General features: G+C 64.8%; 1 protein-coding gene. It reads right to left on the bottom strand.

Features of this window, described 5'->3' with window-relative positions; all coding sequences use genetic code 11:
* Window positions 1–593: IS3 family transposase (locus tag A9310_RS24910; RefSeq protein ID WP_254661332.1), on the bottom strand; the 593-nt coding region annotated here is incomplete at its 3' end.
* Between the last annotated feature and the right edge of the window lie 24 nt (window positions 594–617).

Genomic DNA, 617 nt, shown 5'->3' with positions numbered 1-617 from the left:
CTCTCGTACTCGACGGGTGGGACGTGTCCGATCTCGCCGTGCAGGCGGCGGTGGTTGAACCATTCGACGTACTCAGCGACGGCGATCTCGACCTCGCCCACACCTGCCCAGCCGCCTCGCGGGCGCATCACGGGGTTACGGATGCATTCGGCTTTGAACAGCGAGTTGAACGCCTCAGCCATCGCGTTGTCGTATGAATCCCCTTTGGAGCCAACAGATGTCACCGCTTCGGCTTCGGCCAGTCGTTCGGTGTAGCGGATGGCTCGGTATTGCACTCCGCGGTCGGAGTGGTGGATCARCCCGGCCACGTCGTGGCCGGCACGCGACCGTGCCCACAATCCCATGTTCAGGGCGTCGAGGGCGAGGTCGGTGTGCATGGTGGTCGAGACCTGCCAGCCGACGACCATCCGCGAGAACACGTCCAGGACGAACGCCGCGTACACCCAGCCCGAGTGGGTGCGGATGTAGGTCAGGTCCGCCACCCACAACGCGTTCGGTGCCGCCGCGGTGAACTGACGGTTGACCCGGTCAGCCGGCCGGGGTGTTTCAGCTCCCTCGCTGCGCGTGGTCTTGCGTGTCTTGAGTCTCGCTATCCCTTGCAGCCCATCGACTTCATC

It is taken from the genome of Gordonia sp. UCD-TK1 (genome assembly GCF_001691435.1).
Lineage (GTDB): Bacteria > Actinomycetota > Actinomycetes > Mycobacteriales > Mycobacteriaceae > Gordonia > Gordonia hongkongensis.
This window is presented reverse-complemented; position numbering and strand designations above follow the sequence as displayed.